The organism is Alloalcanivorax balearicus MACL04 (genome assembly GCF_025532145.1).
Taxonomy (GTDB): Bacteria; Pseudomonadota; Gammaproteobacteria; order Pseudomonadales; family Alcanivoracaceae; genus Alloalcanivorax; species Alloalcanivorax balearicus.
This window is the reverse complement of sequence record NZ_ARXS01000012.1, coordinates 79,910-101,440: the sequence shown is the minus strand read 5'-3', so window position 1 is coordinate 101,440 and position 21,531 is coordinate 79,910. Positions and strand designations below refer to the sequence as shown.

General features: G+C 61.6%; 12 protein-coding genes. 8 read left to right on the top strand and 4 right to left on the bottom strand.

Annotated elements, in window-relative coordinates; genetic code table 11:
• Positions 1-47 precede the first annotated feature (47 nt).
• Positions 48-2,063, bottom strand: a complete 2,016-nt coding sequence (locus MA04_RS11910) for a neutral/alkaline non-lysosomal ceramidase N-terminal domain-containing protein (RefSeq protein WP_262460644.1) — start codon at positions 2,061-2,063, stop codon at positions 48-50.
• Positions 2,064-2,337: 274 nt separating this feature from the next.
• Between MA04_RS11910 and MA04_RS11905 the strand changes: the two genes are divergently transcribed.
• From MA04_RS11905 to MA04_RS11895, 3 genes are all read left to right on the top strand, one after another.
• Entirely contained in the window at positions 2,338-3,423 is a 1,086-nt protein-coding gene (locus MA04_RS11905) for an OmpA family protein (RefSeq protein WP_262460642.1), read from the top strand.
• 19 nt (positions 3,424-3,442) lie between these two features.
• On the top strand, positions 3,443-4,855 hold the full coding sequence (locus MA04_RS11900) for a thrombospondin type 3 repeat-containing protein (RefSeq protein ID WP_262460640.1): 1,413 nt from the start codon (positions 3,443-3,445) through the stop codon (positions 4,853-4,855).
• A 354-nt stretch (positions 4,856-5,209) separates the two neighbouring features.
• The gene (locus MA04_RS11895) at positions 5,210-7,279 is read left to right on the top strand and encodes an MltF family protein (protein ID WP_262460638.1); all 2,070 of its coding nucleotides are present in this window, start codon (positions 5,210-5,212) and stop codon (positions 7,277-7,279) included.
• A 202-nt stretch (positions 7,280-7,481) separates the two neighbouring features.
• Here MA04_RS11895 and MA04_RS11890 read toward each other — a convergent pair whose 3' ends face one another.
• Positions 7,482-8,390 carry an alpha/beta fold hydrolase gene (locus tag MA04_RS11890; RefSeq protein ID WP_022994280.1) on the bottom strand — a complete coding sequence of 303 codons (909 nt, stop codon included), beginning with the start codon at positions 8,388-8,390 and terminating at the stop codon, positions 7,482-7,484.
• Between the two features lie 110 nt (positions 8,391-8,500).
• Here MA04_RS11890 and MA04_RS11885 point away from each other — a divergent pair, with 110 nt between their 5' ends.
• The 3 genes from MA04_RS11885 (at position 8,501) to MA04_RS11875 (ending at position 15,778) form a co-directional block, all read left to right on the top strand.
• Entirely contained in the window at positions 8,501-10,294 is a 1,794-nt protein-coding gene (locus tag MA04_RS11885) for a M61 family metallopeptidase (protein ID WP_262460635.1), read from the top strand.
• 242 nt (positions 10,295-10,536) lie between these two features.
• Entirely contained in the window at positions 10,537-14,400 is a 3,864-nt protein-coding gene (gene hrpA / locus MA04_RS11880) for an ATP-dependent RNA helicase HrpA (protein ID WP_262460634.1), read from the top strand.
• A 247-nt stretch (positions 14,401-14,647) separates the two neighbouring features.
• Positions 14,648-15,778 (top strand): beta-ketoacyl-ACP synthase III, encoded by a 1,131-nt coding sequence (locus tag MA04_RS11875; RefSeq protein WP_022994277.1) that lies wholly within the window; start codon positions 14,648-14,650, stop codon positions 15,776-15,778.
• Between the two features lie 114 nt (positions 15,779-15,892).
• Here MA04_RS11875 and MA04_RS11870 read toward each other — a convergent pair whose 3' ends face one another.
• Positions 15,893-16,975 carry an alcohol dehydrogenase gene (locus MA04_RS11870; protein WP_262460633.1) on the bottom strand — a complete coding sequence of 361 codons (1,083 nt, stop codon included), beginning with the start codon at positions 16,973-16,975 and terminating at the stop codon, positions 15,893-15,895.
• Positions 16,976-17,157: 182 nt separating this feature from the next.
• Here MA04_RS11870 and MA04_RS11865 point away from each other — a divergent pair, with 182 nt between their 5' ends.
• Together MA04_RS11865 and MA04_RS11860 are read left to right on the top strand one after the other, a co-directional pair.
• Complete coding sequence (locus MA04_RS11865) at positions 17,158-18,621, top strand: NAD-dependent succinate-semialdehyde dehydrogenase (protein ID WP_262460632.1); 1,464 nt, start codon at positions 17,158-17,160, stop codon at positions 18,619-18,621.
• A gap of 89 nt (positions 18,622-18,710) precedes the next feature.
• Entirely contained in the window at positions 18,711-19,415 is a 705-nt protein-coding gene (locus tag MA04_RS11860; protein WP_262460630.1) for a TetR/AcrR family transcriptional regulator, read from the top strand.
• Positions 19,416-19,591: 176 nt separating this feature from the next.
• Here the strand turns inward: MA04_RS11860 and MA04_RS11855 are convergent, their stop codons facing one another.
• Entirely contained in the window at positions 19,592-21,517 is a 1,926-nt protein-coding gene (locus MA04_RS11855; protein ID WP_262460629.1) for a TRAP transporter permease, read from the bottom strand.
• Between the last annotated feature and the right edge of the window lie 14 nt (positions 21,518-21,531).

Sequence of the window (21,531 nt, the reverse complement as noted above, 5' to 3'; positions counted from 1 at the left end):
AACACTCTCCTATGGGCGCCTACTAAGATGACCTCAGTGTAGCCGCTTCAGAAGATGGGGGACACCAGACGTGGCGCCGCACCGGCGAGAATGTGAAAGGCTCTGTCCCCGGGATGGCCGGGTTTCGACGGTGTGTACCAGCGCACTTCATAGAGCGCGCCGTCCTCGCCCTGATCCTCCACCAGCAACAGCTGCAGATCGCCGCTGTCGTCGTCCACCAACACCTTGCCGCTGGCTTCATCCACCACCGCCATCAGCGGCTGGTGCAGTGGTAGCGCCGCCGCTGGCTCACCGCGAAAACGCCAGCGCCAGTAAGGCTCGTGGGTGGTGTCGCCCGTCATATAACGGGCCTCGCCCTGCCATTGTCGGGACCAGGTGCGCTCAGGCGATGGCTCGGGCCAGTAGCGGTGACTGCGCAGTACGAATGTAGCCTGGCCCGGATGCTGGTTTTGATTGCCTTGCTGGAACAGGTCGTTGCTGAGACGGGCGCTTTGGGCACTGAGAAAATCCACGGTGTGGGGGCCGTAGAGGGTGTGTCCGCCCTCGTAATATTGAGCGCCGTACTCTGCTTCGGTGGTGGCGTAGCCGAAGTAGCCATTGGCCAGGCTGCTGATCGCCACGGTCCAGCCCGGATCCGGAAGGGTCGCGCTGACCGCGGCACGGATCCGATTGCCGCTTTCCAGTGTGATTTCCCAGGGCAGGGCCACCAGCACCAAATCGTTGACTCGCAGCACCTGGAACAGGGCCCGGTGAGGGTAGCGGGCCGGCGCCAGAGCCAGTTGCAGCTTGGACAGCATCCATTGCTTCACGCCCTGGCAGCCATTGGTGAATACGGTGCGCGGCCACCCTTCCTTCAGGTAGGGCAAATAGGAAATCGGAAACACTTCATCGCCGTTGGCGGCACCGGCCACGGCAGCACCGATGATCGGGCGCTCACACAGGCCATGGCGCTGTTCTTCGTCGAGCTTGAGCAGGTCCAATTCCCGGCTCGCCACCGCGGTGTGCAGGTCGTCCCGCAGCTCACTCCCCAGGCGTTGGAACAGGGTGTTGGCCTGTTCCCCCAAGGCGGTGCCGATTCGACGAGCCTCGCGGTCACCGCGCAACCCCGCCGTCCAGGCCGGATTGTTATCGCCGTGGGTGGCCTGGACGGTGCCGTGCACGAAGCGCCAGGGCAACGGCTTCCCGGCGGGCTCGATGCCTTGCGCCAGCCAGTGCCAGACGTCGGCATGGTAGGGGCGGGTAAAGGCGGGGATGGCGGTGCCGTGGATGGAAAACAGAGTCAGGGCGCCAGCCGGATAATAGCGGCCATCATCGGCCATCAGGTCGATACGCAGCTGGCTCATGCGCGGGTTTACCGCCTCCAGTGCCCGTTCCTCGGTCCATTGTCGTTCCGGGATCCGGTGATTGCGGGCCCAGGCTCCCAGGGAGCGGTTGCGGGTCAGTCCCCACACCTCGCGTTGCCCGCTGGCGAAACGGGCCGGCCGGCGCGCGCGATAGGCTTCGATCACCGCCTGGCTGATGCGCTCGGCAAGAAAGTCGAACAGCACCGGGTCAAAACCGGGGCTTTGACTGCCAAACACATTGTAGAAGTCACTGCCCAGGTATTGGCCGGGGCCGGAATGGGTATGAGTGACCAGCAGGCTGAGGGCGTGGGCGGGAATGTCGGTGGCGGCGGCGATACGTTCCGCTACCGCGTACTGGAGCGGCAGTGATCCGGCACCCAGGTCCAATTGCACCAGGGCCATGGGCGTCTGACCGGCGCCATGCAGATAAAAGGCCCGTGCTTTCAGGCGGGTGCGAAAGCCATTGGCGCTGCGGGCCCAGGCGGAGTAGCCGAACTTGGGCAGGCCGATGGCCGGGGTAATGTCCACTTCGGCCACGCCGGCCAGATTACCGCCCTGGACGGTGGAGGGCCGCGGTGCCGGGATGTCAAAGCTCAAGGTGGTGGTGGGATAGAACAAAAAAGGCCAGGCGGTGTGAATCAGGATGCCAATGGCGATCAGCAGCACCAGCAGCACCAGCCGGGGCAAGGTCAACAAGCGGCGTGACGGACGAAAGGTCATGGCGCGGGGGAGCGGAAAAACCGCATCGGCGTAATTATCATTTTTCTTGGCACGAAAGTCCTAAAAATACCTGCAACTTACTCTTAAAGCAACACCTCAGCCGGGTGGCGTACATAACGACACAAACCGATACGACTTTGTGATGTTGTGAAATGGGACAGAGAAATTCTCAACACTATTCCAACCGGTTTTCACCGGATCTCTGTTTTTTTTGAAGCCCACAGTTATTCCAATGATTGCACTGTAACCCGTTGACACCCGAGGGGGAAAGACGATGAAAGCAATCTGGAAGCTGTCCACGCTGGGCATGGCCGTGGCTTTGGCCAGCCATGTCGCTGTGGCTCAGGAACGTGAATACGTAGAACAGGCAAAACCCAACCAGTACATCGGTGGCATGGCGCACTACATCGATGTCGAGGACGACTGGCAGGTTGGTGATCGCGGGGCGGGCGGCACCATTTTCTACGGTCGCAAGCTGCATGATCACGTTTGGTGGGAGTCCGAGGCCGGTGCCTACGGTATCGAGTCCAAGGTCGATAACGGCCAGGACTTCTATCAATACCCGGTAACCACCGGTCTGGCCTTCACCCTGGGTGACCGTACCGGTTTCACTCCTTATCTGGTCATGGCCGTTGGTGGTATCTATAACGACGTCTACATCGACGACGATGATGGTTGGGACTTCCACGCCAACGCCGGTCTGGGCGCGGTGACCGGGCCGCTGTTCAACAACGGCCTGAAGGTCCGTGCCGAAGCCCGTTACCTGTATAACGATTTTGACGGTACCGGTGATTCCGCCGGCGACGGTGGTTTTGGTGATTACCGCTATTCCCTGGGTCTGGAAGTACCCATGGGTTACACCAAAGTGGTGGAAAAAACCCGGGTGGAAACCAAGCAGGTGGCGGTACAGCAGCCGGTGATCGATTCCGATGGCGACGGCGTGCCGGATAACCTGGATCAGTGTCCGGATACCATGCCGGGTGCCAAGGTGGATGGCAAAGGCTGTCTGCTGGTGAACCAGACCGTTACCTTCAACAACATCAACTTCGAGTTCGATTCCGCTGAACTCACCGCTTCCTCCCGTCCGCTGGTTTCACGCATTGCCCGCTCGCTGACCGCGGAAAACAACAATATCCGCGTGGAAGTGGCCGGCCATACCGACAGCGTTGGTTCCGCTCAGTACAACGAAGGTTTGTCCCAGCGGCGCGCCGATTCCGTACGCAGCTATCTGGTTCGCGAAGGTGTGGATAGCAGCCGTATCTCGGCCCGTGGTTATGGCGAAAGCCAGCCCATTGCCGATAACGATTCCGCGTCCGGTCGCGCTATGAACCGCCGCGTTGAATTCCATGTGACTGAGTAGTAAGAGGAGGGATCTCGAGATGTCACGTTTAAAAACGATCAGCCTGCTGCTGCTGGTGGCCGTGCTCGGCCTCGGCGGCCTGTACGGCTGTAAAGCCAGTGGTGGGAGCAGTGGCGGTGGAGGTGACCCCACCCCCAACGTCCAGGACGACGATAACGACGGTATCCCCAATAATGAGGATAACTGTCCCAACATGCCGAACTACGAGCAGGGCGACATCGACCAGGATGGCATCGGCGACGTGTGTGACGATGATCGTGACGGCGATGAGCACGACAACGACGATGACAACTGCCCGTGGGATTACAACCCGGATCAGGTGGACACCGATGGTGATGGCCTGGGTGATGCTTGTGATACCGACAACGACAGTGACGGTGACGGCTACGATGACGGCGAGGACAACTGCCCGAATACGCCCAACCCGACCCAGTCGGACATCGACGGTGACGGCATCGGCGATGCCTGCGACGACGATATCGACGGCGATGGTATCCCCAATGGGGAAGACAACTGTCCCTATGTGGCCAACCACGATCAGCTGGACACCGATGGTGACGGCGTAGGTGATGCCTGCACCGGTGACAAGGACGGTGACGACGTGCCCGATGAGCAGGACAACTGCCCGATCGTGCCGAACACCGACCAGGCTGACCTGGATCAGGACGGCATTGGCGATGTCTGTGACGACGACCGCGACGGCGACGGCGTGGAAAACGGCCACGATGATTGCCCGGATGTGGCCGGTCCCGCCGACAACAACGGCTGCCCGGTGGACGACCCCACCGATACTGACAATGACGGCGTTCCCGATGACGAGGACAACTGCCCGAACACCCCCAATGCGGACCAGGCCGACAGTGACGGTGACGGCATCGGTGACGTGTGTGACGACGGTGGCTTCACCTGTAACGATATCAGCAACTATCAGCCACTGCTGGCCACTGACGGTTACCAGGCCAGTGAAGCAGCCAGCCTGACCTGTCTGGGCTGCAGTGTGTCGAATCCGGAGAACATCATTGATGGTGACGACGCGACCGCCGCTGAACTGAATGTTCCCCTGAACCTGCTTGGCAACGTCGAAGCGAAGGTGGCGGGAGCCGCTGCCATCACCGGAGGCAACCGGGCCGGGTTCGTGGTGTCCGTTCCTGAGTCGATTCTGCGTCTGGACCTGCTGCAAAACACGACCCTGCGCTTCTATGAGGGCGATACGCTGGTGGCCACCGCGGAAGCGGATAACAATGTGCTGGGACTGGATCTCCTGGGGCTGTTGGGTGAAGGTGGCCAGCGGTTCCTGTCCACGGAACTGGATGGCTCCTTCCAGTTCGACAGCATAGGGATCCGCTACGGTTCCCTGGTGGGCACGGATCTGCTCGATGGTAAATCGTTGGTGATACACCGCGCTTGCGTGGGTATCGATCCTGATCTCTGATCCATAACTTTCTCCTTTCAGGCGAACTGATGGGGCGCGAAAGCGCCCCTTTTTTTGTCGCTGACTTCTCCCTCCTGCCTCTTGCCCATAAACTCAGAGAGCACTACGAAGCCGCTGTGGGAGCTTGCTTGCAAGCGAATCTTTTTGTCGAGAGATCATTCGCTTGCAAGCAAGCTCCCACAGCGGCTTCGTAGTTCTGTCTGTTGGGGGGAGACTCCGCTTTTCCGAAAAAAAAGTAAAATGCCGGCTGAATTCCCGTTCACGGTGTGATCCGGATCCCGGTATCGGCGATACTGGCCTACTTAACACTGGCTTGATGTTTCCGGGTGACAGTAACAGTGGTGGGAGAGCGGGATGCACCGAGCAGGGCGCGTATGGTTTTGGCTATGGCTTTGTCTGCTGGGGCTGACGGCATGTTCTGATTCCACCGATGGTCCTTTTCGTAATTACACCGAAACCGGTGATCTGGCGGAAATTCGCGAGCACGGCGTATTGCGGCTGTTGGCGCCGCGCTTCGATGCCGAGGAGGAATTCGTCTGGGAGGGCGTGCCCACCAGCGAATACCGCCGTGAAGCGGAGGCCCTGGCCGAATCATTGGGATTGAAGCCACGCTGGGTGTACGCGGATGATTTCGCCGAGTTGTCGGTGATGCTCAACGCTGGCCAGGCGGATCTCATTGTTACCCATTACAGTCGTACCGACCGGCGCCGCGAGCGGCTGTCGTTCTGCACGCCGCTGGCCGTGGTACAGGAAATATTGGTACTGCCGACGGATCGGGTCGGCATGGCATTAGCGGACCTGGGGCCGCTCACCATCGCCGCGCCGCGCGGCACTGCCTACCTGGAAACCGCTCAGAATCTGGCTCGCCGCTACGACAATGTTGAAGTGGACAGAGTCAGCGGAGAATTGTCCGAGGACGAATTGCTGCGCGGCATAATGCGGGGCCAGTACGGCGCGGTGATCATGGACGAGCCGCTGTTCAAGGCCTTGTCCATTGATTATCCGGAGTTGCGCGCCGGACCGGTGGTGCAGCCGCGGCGGGCGATTGCCTGGGCGGTGCGTAAAAGCAACCCGGACCTGCGTGAAGCGGTGAACCGTTACATCGTCGCGCATCGTATCAAGGCGTCGCAACAGGACCATGAGCGCCGTGACTGGCCCGCCATCCTTAATAGCGGCGTGCTGCGGGTGATTACCTCGAACAACCCGGCCAGTTACTTCATGTGGCGTGGCGAACTGATGGGGTTCGACTACGACCTGATCCGCGACTTCGCTCAGCGTTATGACCTGCGTCTGCGCATGATAGTGCGTGACAGCCCGACGCAGATGCTGGCCGCTCTGGAAAGCGGGGAGGGGGATGTGATCGCCGCTTCCATGAGTGTGACGCCGGCGCGGCACGGGAAGGGGTGGCATTACTCCGAGCCTTATCTGGAGGTGCGGGAACAAATCGTTGGGCCGGCCTCGGCGTCGCCCTTCGAGGATCTGTCGGAGCTTGCCGGGCGAAAGGTGACAGTGGCGGCCGGAAGCGCCTTCGTGGAAACGCTGCGCGCGTTACAGAACGACGGCATCGGCGTGGAAATCGAGGTGCGCCAGAACGTATCCAGCGAAATCTTAATGGACCGGGTGGCCAAAGGGGAGCTGGATCTGACCATGGCCGACAGTCACCTGGTGGCGATGGAACAGGGTTACCGGGATGACCTGAAAGTGCTGTGGACCCTGCGACAACCCCGGCAGATCGCCTGGGGGGTGCGGGAGAATCAGCCGCAACTGCGCCATCAACTGAATGACTACATTAAACGGGTGCGCGACGGGCAGTTGTATCGTGCCACTTTTGATCGCTATTTCCTGGCTGAGCCCGCACGCGCTTCCCACTCCGCGGAAAGGGTGGAGCCGGGCAAGCCGATCTCGCCCTACGATGACCTGGTGCGCGAGCATGCGCTCAAGCACGGTTTCGACTGGCTGATGATCACCGCCCAGATGTATCAGGAAAGCCATTTTGATCCGCTAACGCGGTCGTTTTCCGGCGCCGAAGGGCTGATGCAGGTGATGCCGCTGACCGCCCGCCAACTGGGCTACCAGAACCTGACCGACCCGGCCGAGGGCATTGGCGCCGGCGTCGCTTACCTGGACTGGCTGGAGGGCCGTTTCCCGGCTCGTCTGGATCTGGCGGAAAAAACCTACTTCGGACTGGCCGCCTACAACGCCGGGTTCGGCCATGTGGAAGACGCGCGCCGTTTGGCCCAGCGGCTTGGCAAGGATCCCGATCGCTGGTTTGGCAATGTGGAGGAGGCCATGGCGCTGCTGTCCCACCCTCGCTACGCCCGTCAGGCCCGCTACGGCTATGTGCGGGGCCAGGAAACCGTGCAATACGTGCGCGATATCCGCGCCCGCTACCTGGGGTATTTGAGTGCAACAGAAAAGCAGTGAATAGTGAACAGTTAATAGTTAATAGCGAAAAGATAGAAATGCGTATCCGCAAATATCATTTGCGTACCAGCAATTTTTCATCGCGACCATGGACTTGCTTCTTTAAGAGCAAAGACGCCATTCCCATGGTTTGAACGCGGTCTCTTTGATTTCAGATCGCATCGGCGTATGCCGCGAGCTATTAACTATTCACTGTTCACTATTACAGGTTGGCCAGCCACTGCAGCAGCGTCTGCCGCACTTCCGGGGCGCAGTAGTCGTTGAGGATTTCGTGGCGGCCGGAAGGGCAGTCGAGCCGTTCCAGGTGCTGGTGGCGGCGTTTCAGGATGTGTTCCAGGCGGTCCATGCCTTTTCCTTTATTGCTCATCGGGTCCTGACGGCCGCCCAGCAGCAGTATTGGCAGCAGGGAGGGCAGGCGCGCCAGTTGCTCGCCGGATTGGATTTGCGCCAGCGCCGAGATCAGCGCCAGCCAGGTGCTGGTGGTGCATTCGAAGCCGCAGGCGGGATCAGCGATGTAGGCGTCCACCTGATCCTGGTCGGTGCTGAGCCAATCGAACTCGGTGCGGGCATCGGCGATGCTGGCGGCCCAGGTCTGGAAGGTCATCTTGTGCACCAGGGGACTGTGGCCACGAGCGCCATGGCGGCGGCGCTGCCAGCCCATCAATAGCGTCATGGCACGGTAAAACCACGGGGAATGGCTGTCACTGCCGCACAACACCAGGCCGCCCAGTTGCTCCGCGGCCTGTTCGGCGGCGGCCAGGGCCAGGAATGAGCCCATGCTGTGCCCGCCCAGCACCAGCGGCCCCCGGTCCGGCTTCACGTGTTCCAGCACCTGCAGAATATCACCGATGACCTTGTCCCAACCGTCCTCATCGGCGAAGTGTCCCCGAGGCGCGTTGTCGTCGATGCTGGTGCCGTGACCGCGATGGTCCGGGCAATACAGGTTCCAACCGTGTTCACTCAGGGTTTCCCCCAGGGCGCCGTAGCGGCCGCCATGTTCCGCCATGCCGTGCAGCCAGACCAGTGTGCCGGCGGCATCCTGCGCCGGCCAGTGATGGACCCCGATGACATGATTGTCGATGGCGGTGATGGACAACAGCTGTTTGGACATGGTGACCCCCTGTAAGTGGCACGAACATGCGGCATCCCTTTGGTTTCGTCAAGACGGGCCTGTATCATGAGGTTTTCCCGCCGTCCTTGTTTCGCTATTCGGGAGCAACCTTGATTCGCTATCAGATTTGCCCGGTCCATCCGCAGGCCCATATTTTTGAAATCACCCTGACCGTGGACCGGCCGACGCCGGAAGGCCAGGCCCTGACGATGCCGTCGTGGATCCCCGGCAGTTATATGATCCGCGATTTCGCCCGACATGTGGTGTCGTTGGACGCCCGGGCCGGAGATCGGCCGCTGGCGGTGGCCAAGATCGACAAGCAGACCTGGCAACTGCCGCCGGTGGACGGTCCGGTGACCGTGACGTACCGGGTCTATGCCTGGGATCTGTCGGTGCGTGGCGCCCATCTGGATACCACCCACGGTTACTTTAACGGCCCCTGCGTGTTCCTGGCGGCCATGGGGCACGAGGATCAGCCCTGTGAAGTAACTATTCTGGCGCCGGCGGGAGCGGAGTTCGCCACCTGGCGTCTGGCCACGGGCATGCCGCGGTTATCCGGCGCGGAGCTGGATTTCGGTGTGTTCCAGGCGGACAACTATGACGCGCTGATCGACTATCCGGTGGAGATGGGGCACTTTGAACACGCCCGTTTCGAGGCCTGCGGCGTACCCCATGATGTGGTGCTCACCGGCCGTTTCCGCGTTGATCTGGAGCGCCTGTGCCGGGACCTGAAGCCGATCTGCGAGCACCATATCAAGCTGTTCGGTGAACCGGCGCCGGTGGACCGGTATCTGTTCATGACCCTGGTCACTGACGGTTATGGCGGTCTTGAGCATCGCAACTCCACCAGTCTGATGAGTCCGCGCGGTGATTTGCCCATGCCCACCGACGGGCCTCGCCAGGTGCGCGACGGTTATCGCAGCTACCTGGGACTGTGCAGCCACGAATACTTCCACACCTGGAACATCAAGCGGATCAAACCGGAGGCGTTCACGCCTTTTGATCTGAGCCAGGAGGTGCATACCGAATTGCTGTGGGCGTTCGAAGGTATCACCAGTTACTACGATGATCTGGCTCTGGCACGCACAGGGCTGATTTCACCGGAGAGTTATCTGGAATTGATCGGCCAGACGCTGACCCGGGTGCAGCGCGGGCAAGGGCGGCTCAAGCAGACCGTGACCGAGTCCAGTTTCGATGCCTGGACACGCTTCTATAAACAGGACGAGAACGCGCCCAACGCCATCGTGAGTTATTACGCCAAGGGCTCGTTGGTGGCCCTGGCGCTGGATTTGACCCTGCGCGAGCGCAGTGATGAACAGGTGACGCTGGATCATCTGATGCGTGCGCTATGGCAACGCTACGGCGAAGACAGCGGCGGCGTGCCCGAGCAGGGCATTCAGGCCCTGGCCGAGGAACTGTTGGGCGAGAGCCTGGATGAGTTCTTCCAACTGGCGCTGTACAGCACCGAGGATCTGCCTCTGGCGCCGTTGTTGGCCGCGCGCGGGGTGGTGTTGCATTGGCGGCCCGCCGGTGGCCATGGCGACAACGGTGGTAAACCGGCCAAAGGCCCGGCACCGGTGCATCTTGGCCTGCGTGCCGCCGCCGATCCGCTCGGTGCGCGGGTGCAGGTGGTGTACGAGCAAGGCGCGGCGATGGCCGCGGGGCTTTCCGCCGGCGACGTGATCATCGCCGTGGACGGCATCAAAACCGACGCCGCCGGCCTGGACAGCCGTTTACAGGGTTATCAGGAAGGCGAGGTCGTGGAGGTTCACGTGTTCCGCCGCGACGAGCTGCTGCGCTTCCGTGTCACCCTGGCGCCGTCGGAAGCCTCCACCGCGTACCTGACCCTGGCCCAGGGCGGGCTCACCGATAAGGGCCGGGCGTGGCTGCTGAATAACAATTGACAGTTGATAGTTGACAGTTGACAGCGAAAAAAAGGTGATCTTTAGCCGCTGTGGGAGCTTGCCTGCAAGCGAATACCCGACACCGGAGGCCCTATTCGCCAGCAGGCTGGCTCCCACAGAAAGCCAGACTACAAGGCCGCTGTGGGAGCTTGCCTTGCAAGCGAATGGGCCCTCGACCGTGAGACACCAGCGGTCCTTTTCATACCGAAAAGGACCGCGATCTCTCTCCGAATTCGTGAATTATGACTGACCTTTCCCTGAAGGATTTACAGCGTCGTCTTGAGGAAGCGCGCGGCGCCGATCGCGGCCGTTTGCGCAAGCGCCTGGAAGGCTTGCGCCGCCGTCCCAATGACGCGGCGCGGGCCAAGGTGGCGGCGGCGATCGAGACCTCGGTGGCGGAGCGTCAACGGCGTGCCTCGTTGGTGTCCGAGTTGCGCTGGCCGGACTTGCCGGTGGTGCATCACCGTGAGGAACTGGCCGAGGCGATTGGTGATCATCAGGTGGTGGTGGTGGCCGGCGAAACCGGTTCCGGCAAGACCACCCAATTGCCGAAAATCTGTCTGCAACTGGGGCGGGGCGTGGACGGCTACATCGGCCATACGCAACCCCGTCGCCTGGCGGCCCGGTCCGTGGCCGCGCGTCTGGCCGAGGAACTCGATACCCGGGTGGGCGGGCTGGTCGGCTACAAGGTCCGGTTCGCCGAACAGGTTGGCGCGGACAGTCTGATCAAACTGATGACCGACGGCATGCTGCTCAGCGAGATTCAGCATGACCGGCAACTGCGCCAGTACGACACGCTGATCATCGATGAGGCCCATGAACGCAGCCTCAATATCGATTTCCTGCTCGGCTATCTGAAGCAACTGCTGCCGCGCCGCCCGGATCTGAAGGTGATCATCACCTCGGCCACCATCGACCATCGCCGTTTCGCCGATCATTTTAACGGCGCGCCGGTGTTCGAGGTGTCCGGCCGCACCTATCCGGTGGATATTCGATACTGCCCGCCGGAAGGAGAACGGGAACTGGGCTGGCAGGTGGAAGAAGTGTTGCGGCGGATCGACAGCGAGGAGCGCCGGGACGGCCGCCCGGTGGCTCGCGACGTGCTGGTGTTTCTCAGTGGCGAACGGGAAATCCGCGATGTACACCATCATCTCAAGCGTTGCGATTTCCGTGACACTGAGCTGCTGCCGCTATACGCCCGGCTGAGCGCCGCCGAGCAGCAACGGGTATTTTCTCCGCATCGTGGCCGCCGTATCGTGCTGAGCACCAATGTGGCGGAAACCTCGCTGACGGTGCCGGGCATCCGTTACGTGATTGACGCCGGGACCGCACGCATCAGCCGGTACAGCGTTCACTCCAAGGTTCAGCGTTTGCCGGTGGAACCGGTATCCCAGGCCAGCGCCGACCAGCGCTCCGGCCGCAGCGGCCGGATCATGCCGGGGATCGCCTACCGCTTGTACAGCGAGGACGATTTCATCAACCGTCCGGCCTTCACCGACCCGGAAATCCAGCGCACTAACTTGGCCGCGGTGATCTTGCAGATGGCGGATCTGGGGCTGGGCCGGGTGGAGGACTTCCCGTTCATGGAGCCGCCGGACGGCCGCTTCATCCGCGACGGTTATCGCCTGCTGGAAGAACTGGGCGCGCTGGATGGCGAGCGCGGGCCCACCACTCTGGGCAAACAGCTGGCCCGTTTCCCGCTGGACCCGACGCTGGCGCGCATGCTGGTAGCGGCAGCGGAGAAAAAGGCGCTGCGCGAGGTGCTGCCGATCGTCGCCGCGCTGGCGGTGCAAGATCCGCGCGAGCGTCCACGCGAAAAACAACAGCAGGCGGATCAGGCTCACCAGCCGTTCCAGGATAAGGAATCGGATTTTCTCTGGTTTTGGAATCTCTGGCAGTGGGCGGAACAGCAGCGCGAGGAACTCAGCCGTGGCCAGTTCGAGAAACTGCTCAAGAAAACCTTTCTGGCGCCGTCACGGATGCGCGAGTGGCGGGACACGCACCGCCAATTGCTGCTGCTGGCGAAACAGGAAGGCTGGGCACTCGATGACAGCCCGGCGGAATACCAAGCGATCCACCGGTCCTTGCTCAGTGGCTTGCTCGGCAACGTGATGATGCGAGGCGAGGAGGGCGAGTGGCTCTCCACCCGCAACCGCAAGCCGCTGCTTTGGCCGGGCTCGGCACTGAGCAAAGCCGCTGGCAAGAAGAGCGGCGCGCGCTGGCTGGTGGCGGCGGAGCAAGTGGAAACCAGCCGCCTGTTCGCCCGTTGCGTGGCCAGGGTGGAGCCGGACTGGATCGAGGCGGAAGCCGGCCATCTGGTGAAACGGCAGTATTATGAGCCGCACTGGTCAAAACGGCGCGGCTGCGTGATGGCACGGGAGCAGGTCAATCTGTTCGGGCTGATTCTGGCCTCCGGGCGCCGGGTGCACTACGGGCCGATGGAACCGGAGCTGGCGCGGGAATTGATGATTCGCGAAGGGCTGGTGGCCGGTCAGCTCAGCCGTGAGCCGGATTTCGTCAAGACCAACAGGGAGCGATTGGAAGCGCTGGAGGAGATGGAGCACAAACTGCGCCGCCGTGACATTCTCGCTGACGAGCAGACTCGCTTCGAGTTCTATAACCAGCGGTTGCCGGATTCGCTTCATACCCTCACGCATCTTGAGACCTGGTATCGCAAGCACGCTTCGGAAGCGGAACGTCAGGCCCTGATCATGGGGGACGACGTGCTGCTCTCCCGCACACCGCAATGGCAGCGCGACGCTTTCCCCGATGAACTGGTGGTGGACGCCATGCACCTGCCGCTGGAATACAGTTTCGACCCCACCGGCCAGCGTGATGGCGTCACCTTGGTGGTACCGCTGGCGGCGTTGAACCAGATTCCGGAAGAGCGGCTGGCATGGCTGGTACCGGGACTGCTGCGGGAGAAGCTGGAGGCGCTGCTGCGCGGTCTGCCCAAGGCGCGCCGCCGGCATTTCGTGCCAGTGCCGGATTATGTCAATGCGCTGATGGAAGCGTTGACGCCGGATCAGCCGCTGCTGCCGGTGATGACCCGGGAATTGCAACGTATGACCGGCGTGCGGGTGGAGCAGGAAGAATGGCGCGAGGACCAGCTGCCGGATTATTTGCGCATGAATTTGCGCGTGATGGACGGTGATCAGGTGGTGCTGGAAGGCCGCGATCCGACGGATCTGCGCCAGCGCTTGCGGGGGCGGGCGCCGACGCACAGCGAAGTGATCGAGGAAGCACCGTCACAGGAAAGCCGTGAATGGGATTTCGGCGAGGTGCCGGAATGCCGTGAGCAGAATCGTGGCGGTATTGTACTGCGCCGCTACCCGGGACTGCGGGATCTGGAAGACCGGGTCCGGCTGGATTTTTTCGATGACGCCGAAGAAGCGGCCTGGCGCCATGGCCATGGCTGTGCCCGCCTGGCGTTGTTGCGTTTGCCGGATCAGATCAAGTCTCTGAAACGGCAGGCTGGCGCGGCGATTGGCTGGCAAAAACTGAAAAGTGAAAAAAGTGCCATGGCGCGGCAGGCGCTGGAACACGTATTGTTGCGGACCGCCGCGGACCATTTCCACTTTCATGCCGAGCCGGTCCGCGATCAGAGCGCGTTTCGTCATCGCCTGGACTCCGGTCGTGGCGACTTCGTACCGGCGGCGGAACGCGCCGTTCGCCATTGGGGCGAGGTGTTCGCCTGCTATCGTGGCATCATGGCGCGGCTGGAAAAGGGGTTCCCTCTGGCCTGGGCCCATGCCCACCGGGATTTGAAGACGCAGCTTTCGGTGCTGTTCGAAACGGATTTTCTGTTGTCCGTGCCCGCTGAGTGGTTGTCGGAGTACCCTCGTTATCTGAGCGCCATCGAGCAACGTCTGGACAAAATGGGCGGGCAGCTGGGGCGTGACCGGGCGCAGGTGGCGGAACTGGAGGCATTCTGGGAAAAGTTCAGTCGCCGGGCCGGGGAAACGCCGCACTGGCGCCTGCCTGAGCCGCTGGTGCTGTTCCGCTGGATGCTGGAGGAATACCGGGTCAGCCTGTTCGCGCAGCCGCTGGGTACCCGTATGTCGGTGTCGGCCAAGCGTCTGAACCGGCAGTGGGAAGCTTGCTGAGGCGCTGCGGGGTTTCCCTCGGACCGGACTACGAAGCCGCTGTGGGAGCTTGCCTGCAAGCGAATCCGGGGGGGGCTGGAGCTCATTCGCTTGCAGGCAAGCTCCCACAGCGGCTTCGTGGCCCCGGGGAGGGAGAGTGATTCGCGCGCTCATGAAACATCGGTTTTGCGCCCACGGGGCTGAATCCGGATAATGACATCATTTACTGTCGCGGCGCCCGGTGCGCCTTTGCAGAGAGGACAGGTTAGTGACCCAATCCGTAGTGATCAGCGGAACCGGGCTGTGGACCCCGCAGCAGTCCATTAGTAACGACGAGCTGGTGGCGTCGTTCAACCAATACGTGCAGCTCTATAACGAGAGCAACGCCGCCGCCATCGAGGCCGGTGAACTGGAGGCTCTGAGCCCTTCGAGTACCGGTTTCATCGAGAAAGCCTCCGGCATCAAACAGCGTTATGTGCTGGACAAGGAAGGCGTGCTGGATCCCGAAAGGCTGTGTCCGAACATTCCCGAGCGGTCCGATGACGAGTTGTCGGTGCAGGCGGAGATCGCCGTCAACGCCGCCCGGCAGGCACTGGAAAACGCCAACTTGACAGCCGACGATCTGGATGCCGTGCTGGTGGCCTGTTCCAATATGCAGCGTGCCTATCCGGCCATGGCGGTGGAAGTGCAGCAGGCATTGGGCATGGAACATGGCTGGGGCTATGACATGAACGTGGCCTGTTCCAGCGCCACCTTCGGTATCCAGGCGGCGGTGGACGCGGTGCGCAATGGCTCCGCCCGGCGCGTGCTGATGGTCAATCCGGAGATTTGTTCCGGTCACCTGGCCTGGCAGGATCGCGACTGTCATTTCATCTTTGGTGATGTGGCCACCGCGGTGATCGTGGAGCGGGCCGAGGACGCCACCAGCGACAACCGCTGGGAGATTCTCGGCACCCGCCTGCAAACCAAATTCTCCAATAACATCCGCAACAACTTTGGTTTCCTGAATCGGGCCGACCCGTCCGGCATCGGCGCCCGCGACAAACTGTTCCGCCAGGAAGGCCGCAAGGTATTCAAGGAAGTCTGCCCCATGGTGGCCGAGCAGATCAGCGGTCATTTGAACGATCTGGATCTGCCGGTGGAAGAGCTGCGCCGGATGTGGCTGCACCAGGCCAATTTGAGCATGAACCAGTTCATCGCCCGCCGGGTGCTGGGGCGTGATCCCAGCGAAGAGGAAGCGCCGGTGATCCTGGACGAGTACGCCAATACCAGCTCGGCCGGTTCCATCATTGCTTTCCACAAATATAATGCCGACCTGCCGGTGGACAGCAAAGGGGTGATTTGCTCCTTTGGCGCCGGTTATTCCATCGGCAGTGTGGTGGTCAAACGGGTGAAGTAAAGAATGCGGGACGCTTGACGCCAGACGCTTGACGCTTAAAGGATAAAATCCAAGCTGTTTCGCGTCCGGCGTCCGGCGTCCGGCGTCCGGCGTCCGGCGTCCGGCGTCCGGCGTTTAACTCCCCGCGTCGAGAATTACCCGGCCCGCCACCTGACCTTTTTCCAGATCTTCCACCGCTTGGGCCGCGCCTTCCAGCGGACGGTGCTCGATGTGAATCGGTGGCAGGTTTTTTTCCTTGGCGAAAGCCACCAGATCCTCCAGTTCCTTCAGCGTACCCACATAAGAGCCGATGATGCTCACTGCTTTATTGGTGATGATCGGCAGCGGATAACGCAATTCGCCGCCGTGCAAACCCACCGGTACGTATTTGCCACCCTTGCCCAGCAGGCTCAACGCTAATTGGGCGGTCTGCTCATTGCCGACGAAGTCCAGGGCCGCCTGCACCGTGCCCGGGCAGGTTTCCGCCACCACCCGATTCAGTTTCGGTGTGTTCGGGTCGAAGCTGTGGCGGGCGCCGCTCTCTTGCGCCAGCTTGCGTTTCTCCTCGGACAGATCGATACCGATCACATTGCCGATGCCCATGGCCTGGAGGATGCGCAGAGCCATCTGGCCAAGGCCGCCGCAGCCGATCACCACGATCCATTGGTCATCCGCCAGCGGCAGCACTTTGTTGATGGCGGAGAAGGTGGTCAGCCCGGAGCAGGCCAGGGTGGCGGCGTCGCCGGGGTTGAGGCCGCTGATGTCGAGAAGATAGCGGGAATGGGGCACGACGATGTGATCGGCGTAGCCGCCGGGTTTGTTCACGCCCAGGTGAGCCGGGGTGACACACAGGTTTTCCTCGCCTTTCTGGCAGGCACCGCATTTGCCGCAGCCGATCCATGGGTAGATCAGACGTTGGTCGCCGGGTTTGACGCCGGTGACCTGGTCGCCCACCGCCACCACGGTACCGATCACCTCGTGGCCCAGAGTAAGCGGTAGCGGCATGGCGAAGTTGAGGCGTTTGTCGCCGCCCAATTCGAAATAGCCATCGTGAAGGTGAACGTCACTATGGCAGACGCCACAGTAGTTGACCTTGAGCAACACTTCGTCGCTGGCGGGGGCGGGGAGTTGGTAGGTTTGCGGTGCGATCGGACCGCCGAACTCCTGGAATTCGAAGCGGCGACTGTCCGATACACCGTTTTGTTGTTCTGCAGTCATGGCAGGCGTCCTTGTAGGTAACGTCATTGCGGGCCGGTCATGCGGGTTGGCCGCACCGACAGGGTGTTTGTATGCTGTATATCGTATAAAGCAAGTTGACGGGAAGGGACATCGTCCGTGAAGACGATTTTGCTTACCCCGCTTCAGGTCGGCTTGACCAACCCTTACTTACGGAGACGGCTATGTCCGCGGAACTTCAGGACTCGACTTTGCTGCGTTACCAGTCACTGATCGATGGTGTCTGGTGCGACGCGCGCTCCGGCCTTACTTTCGAGGTCAGGAATCCGGCCAGTGGCGAGGTGCTGGCTCAGGTGCCGGATATGGGGGCCGTTGATGCCCGTACCGCGGTGGAAGCGGCGGCCGTCGCCTTCAAGGACTGGCGCCGCCGTTCGGCCCGGGAACGCATGCTGATTCTGCGCCGCTGGTACCAGGAGATCGTTGATAATGCCGACGACCTGGCTTTGCTGCTTACCCTGGAGCAGGGCAAACCATTGGCGGAAGCCCGGGCGGAGGTGCTTTCCGGCGCCAATTTCGTCGATTGGTTCGCGGCGGAAGCGATGCGGGTGATGGGGGACATTCTGCCGCCGGCGGACAACAGCCGCCGTGAATGGGCAACGCGCCACCCCATCGGCGTGGTGGCGGCGATTACCCCATGGAACTTCCCGTCCTCCATGGTCACCCGCAAAGTGGCACCGGCTCTCGCCGCCGGCTGCACCGTGGTACTCAAACCCGCCGAGGACACCCCGCTGTCGGCACTGGCATTGGCCGTGCTGGCGGAACGCGCCGGGGTGCCGGTGGGTGTTTTCAATGTGGTCACCGCGTCCCATGGCGCGGAAGTGGGCGGAGAGCTGACTTCCAATCCGCAAGTGCGCAAGCTGTCGTTTACCGGTTCCACCGCGGTGGGCAAATTACTGATGGCCCAGTGCGCGGCCACGGTGAAGAAAGTGAGCCTGGAACTGGGCGGCAACGCGCCGTTCCTGGTATTTGAAGACGCGGATCTGGACGAGGCGGTGCGTGGCGCCATCGCCATCAAATTCTATAACACCGGTCAGACCTGTATCTGCGCCAATCGCATCATGGTGCACGAGCGCGTCTACGATGCTTTCCTGGAACGGCTTGCCCGGGCGGTGGGAACGCTGGCGTTGGGCGAGGGGACCAGGGAGGGCGTGACCCAGGGGCCATTGATCAATCCGGCGGCGTTTGCAAAGGTTTCGGCTCTGGTGGACGACGCGGTTTCGTCGGGCGCCACAGTGGTAACCGGCGGTGGTGGTGATGCCGGTCTGGGAGGAACCTTCTATCAGTTAACCGTGCTGGGTGACGTCACTCCGGCAATGAAGGTGTTCAATACCGAGATCTTCGGACCGGTGGCGCCTGTATATCGGTTCAGTGACGAAGAGGAGGTGATCCGGTTCGCCAACGATACCCCTTATGGCCTGGCGGCTTATGCCTACACCCGGGATCTGGGGCGGATTTTCCGTCTCAACGAGCAACTCGAATACGGCATGGTCGGCGTGAACACACCGCGCTTCGTTTCAGAGACGGTTCCCTTCGGTGGCGTCAAGGAATCGGGTATTGGCCGTGAAGGCTCGGTGTACGGCATCGATGAATTCCTGGAAACCCGTTATTTGTGTCTGGCCGGGTTGTAGGGGCGTGGCGGCTTGCCCGCCACTTTTCTTCCGCCTCCCGGGGCGCTGTGCTAACCTCGAAAAACCCTCATTTCTTTTGGAGAAAACGCTTGTCAACGGATAAAAAACGAGGCGCGAAGCAGACCTCGAACGGCGAGCAGTTGGCGGAAGCCGTGGTTGATGGCGTTCAGGATACGACACTGATTGAGACGCGCCGCAATCAAATTTGCGATGCCGCTCTGGAGCTGTTTCTGGAGAAGGGCTTCGCTTCCACCACGATTCGCGATATCTGTGCCCGCTCCGGTGTCAACCAGGCCAGTATTTACGATTACATCGCCAATAAAAACGACATTCTGCGGCGTTTGTTGAACAAGCTTTGGTTTCGTCCGGATGTGCCGACGCTGGCCGAACGTCTGGATCATGTCGGCGACACGCCGTTCGCGGACACGGTGGCGGACTATCTGCACGACACCTGGACCAAGAAGCGCCGGGGCACTCTGCTGATCTACCGTTCGGTGCCGTATCTACAGGAGGATGATCGGCGCGCCATGCGTGCTCGTGACCGGGCGGTAATTGAAGGGCTGGCGGCGCGTCTGCGTCAACGGGCACATTTGTCCGAGGAGGACCCTCGCGCGGAAGTGCTGGCCAATCTGATTATTTTTCTCGGTGCTTTCGCACCGATGCGGGACTGGCTTAACAAGGACGTGGATGATGAGGTCATCCTGCGCACGGTGTCCGCGGGGGTGGCGGCCATGCTGGATCAGTTGGCGCGGGAGAATCCGGCGGGCAATCCGTCTGGCAAGGACAGCGCCTGACGCTGACACCAATCAACGCAGCACATTCGCTTGCAGCGGCCCGCCGCCCGGACAAGCTCCCACAGCGGCTTCGTAGCATGATCTGTGGGAGCCAGCCTGCTGGCGAATGGCGTGCGTAGCTCCTTCCGTGCCCGCGGCAAGAACGCCGCGGGCACTTTGGTTCTGGCTGTGGTGGATTACGCGGTCTGTGCCAGTCGGCGGTTATCGTTCCAGACCAGTGCCACCAGCACCGCCGAGGCGAGGCCACCGATAATGGTGGTCATCAGTCCCGGAAAGCTGAAGGCGAAACCCGCCGCGATCAACGGAAGACGCAGCCAGGGACGTACCCGACCGGCGCCCAGCAGATAGCCTTCCAGGCCGCCGGAAATCAGCATGATGCCGATGATGATCGAAGGCAGCACGTAGATCAGCGGCGTCAGATCGCCCTGCAAGACCAGTGCCGGCTGAAACAGGAAAAACAGAGGCACGAAGTAGATCACCACGCCCAGGCGCATGGCGGTGAAGGAGGTTTGCATCGGCTTCCCACCGGCGATGGTGGCGGCCAGGAACGCGGCGGCGCCCACCGGCGGTGTGATCACCGACAGCATGGCGTAGTAGACAATGAAGAAGTGCACCGCGATGGTGTTGAGGCCGCCGACGTCGATGATTGCCGGCGCCAGCGTCACCGCCAGGAAGATATAGGCAACGATGGCCAGGCCAGCCATGCCCATGACGAAGCAGGCCAGGACGCCAAAGAAAATAATCAGAAAAATATTGCCGCCACCGAGACTGACCAGGCCCGAGGTGAGAGCGCCGGTGACGCCGGTGATGGTGAGCGCGCTGACCACGAAGGCGATCGGCAGAATGATGGCGGCGGTTTGCGTCACCAGTACGCCAATCTGCCTCAGGGTTTCATACAGCCGCCTGGGGGTCATGCGGGTTTCCTTCTGCAAGAAGGAGAGCGCCACCATGAGTACGCAGGCGTACCAGGGCGCATAGTATTCCCAACGCATGTAAAGCAGGCCCCAGATCAGAAACACCAGTACCGAAATAAACGGCCAGCCCCGTTTCAGCACGTCCCGGGCCGATGGCAATTGCTCGCGGGGTACGCCTTTCAGACCGGTCCGGGCGGCATAGGCGTCCACCTGTAACAGCAGGCCGAAATAGAACAGCAGAGAGGGAATGATCGCCGCCACCATGACGGTGGCGTAGTCCACGCCGATGGTGATTGCCATGACGAAAGCGATGGCCCCCATGACCGGAGGCATGAGCACGCCGCCAGTGGACGCGCAGGCTTCGATGGCGCCGGCATAGTGGGCGGGATAACCGACCTTTTTCATGGTCGGGATGGTGATCGATCCGGTGCCGGCGATGTTGGAGAAGATGGAGCCGGAGAGGCTGCCAAAGAAGGCGCTGGCGACCACGGACACCTTGGCCGGTCCGCCACGGTAGCGGCCAAAACCCGAGTTGGCCAGATCGATAAAGAAAGCGCCACCACCAGTGGCGATGAGCACACCGGCGAACACCAGGAAACCGAGAATGATTTCCGCCACGATCTTGGTGGTGATGCCCATCATGCCTTCGGCACGGAAGATGTGGGCCTCGATCATGCGATCAAAATCGTAGGGAATGCCCATCAGCAGACCGGGAAGCCGGTCGGCGATCAATGGATACGATCCCAGCAACACCACCACCAGCAGGAACGGCAGGCCACCACTGCGCCGGGCTACTTCCAGCATCAACAGCCACATTACCGTGCCCATCGGTATGTGATTCCAGCCGGACTGCACCATGTCCCAGGCGTGGGTGGAAAAGAACACGCTGATACCCAGTGCCACGGCGGCGGCGATCAGATCATAGAACGGGACCTTGTTTTGCCCACGCCGGGCGGGCAGGGCGATGAAGGCGGCGGCGACGAACAGGCCGATGAACAACCAGTAGTACTGGCCTTCCAGCAGGCGCTCGCCATTCCAGGTGATACCGAAGATGTACACCAGGCCGATGGCCAGGCCACCGACGACAAGCAGTACGAACAACAGACTTTGCCAGGAATACAAATCGCCGAGGCGCGTGGCCTCGGAGGGCGGAGTGGCGTCTTCCGGTGGGGAAGTGGTCTGATTCATGAGGTGCGGCTCGC

Excerpts from the sequence above, each read along its gene's own strand:
- MA04_RS11910 (WP_262460644.1), bottom strand. The coding sequence starts at position 2,063 with ATGACCTTTCGTCCGTCACGCCGCTTGTTGACCTTGCCCCGGCTGGTG.
- MA04_RS11905 (WP_262460642.1), top strand. The coding sequence starts at position 2,338 with ATGAAAGCAATCTGGAAGCTGTCCACGCTGGGCATGGCCGTGGCTTTG.
- MA04_RS11900 (WP_262460640.1), top strand. The coding sequence starts at position 3,443 with ATGTCACGTTTAAAAACGATCAGCCTGCTGCTGCTGGTGGCCGTGCTC.
- MA04_RS11895 (WP_262460638.1), top strand. The coding sequence starts at position 5,210 with ATGCACCGAGCAGGGCGCGTATGGTTTTGGCTATGGCTTTGTCTGCTG.
- MA04_RS11890 (WP_022994280.1), bottom strand. The coding sequence starts at position 8,390 with ATGTCCAAACAGCTGTTGTCCATCACCGCCATCGACAATCATGTCATC.
- hrpA (WP_262460634.1), top strand. The coding sequence starts at position 10,537 with ATGACTGACCTTTCCCTGAAGGATTTACAGCGTCGTCTTGAGGAAGCG.
- MA04_RS11870 (WP_262460633.1), bottom strand. The coding sequence starts at position 16,975 with ATGACTGCAGAACAACAAAACGGTGTATCGGACAGTCGCCGCTTCGAA.
- MA04_RS11865 (WP_262460632.1), top strand. The coding sequence starts at position 17,158 with ATGTCCGCGGAACTTCAGGACTCGACTTTGCTGCGTTACCAGTCACTG.
- MA04_RS11855 (WP_262460629.1), bottom strand. The coding sequence starts at position 21,517 with ATGAATCAGACCACTTCCCCACCGGAAGACGCCACTCCGCCCTCCGAG.